Source organism: Escherichia sp. MOD1-EC6819 (genome assembly GCF_002965765.1).
Taxonomy (GTDB): domain Bacteria; phylum Pseudomonadota; class Gammaproteobacteria; order Enterobacterales; family Enterobacteriaceae; genus Escherichia; species Escherichia ruysiae.
In genome coordinates, this window is record NZ_PTRG01000038.1 from 1 (window position 1) to 968 (window position 968).

The following is a 968-nucleotide window of genomic DNA, read 5'->3' on the forward strand; positions in this document are numbered from 1 at the left end:
GGGATGGCAATGAAATGGCGTTGGCGCAAACGAATGGAAGCCGCAGGTAAACCGACCGATAAACCCAACCTGGTGTGCGGGCCGGTGCAAATCTGCTGGCATAAATTTGCCCGCTACTGGGATGTGGAACTGCGCGAGATCCCTATGCGCCCCGGTCAGTTGTTCATGGATCCGAAACGCATGATTGAAGCCTGCGACGAAAACACCATCGGCGTGGTGCCGACTTTTGGTGTGACCTACACCGGTAACTATGAGTTCCCGCAACCGCTGCACGATGCGCTGGATAAATTCCAGGCCGACACTGGTATCGACATCGACATGCACATCGACGCCGCCAGCGGTGGCTTCCTGGCACCGTTCGTGGCTCCGGATATTGTCTGGGACTTCCGCCTGCCGCGCGTGAAATCGATCAGTGCTTCAGGCCATAAATTCGGTCTGGCTCCGCTGGGCTGCGGCTGGGTTATCTGGCGTGATGAAGAAGCACTGCCGAAAGAACTGGTGTTCAACGTTGACTATCTTGGCGGGCAAATCGGGACTTTCGCCATCAACTTCTCTCGCCCTGCCGGTCAGGTGATTGCGCAATACTATGAATTCCTGCGCCTTGGTCGCGAAGGCTACACCAAAGTACAAAACGCCTCTTATCAGGTCGCCACTTACCTGGCGGATGAAATCGCTAAACTGGGACCGTATGAGTTCATCTGTACAGGTCGCCCGGACGAAGGTATCCCAGCGGTCTGCTTCAAACTGAAAGACGGCGAAGATCCGGGATACACCCTGTATGACCTCTCTGAACGTCTGCGTCTGCGCGGCTGGCAGGTTCCGGCCTTTACCCTCGGCGGTGAAGCCACCGACATTGTGGTGATGCGTATTATGTGCCGTCGTGGTTTCGAAATGGACTTCGCTGAACTGTTGCTGGAAGACTACAAAGCCTCCCTGAAATATCTCAGCGATCACCCGAAACTGCAGGG

1 protein-coding gene is annotated in these 968 nt (G+C 55.7%); it reads left to right on the forward strand.

Going from position 1 to position 968, the window contains the following annotated elements:
• Nucleotides 1-968: glutamate decarboxylase (locus A7Z06_RS21505; protein ID WP_105279590.1), on the forward strand; the 968-nt coding region annotated here is incomplete at both ends.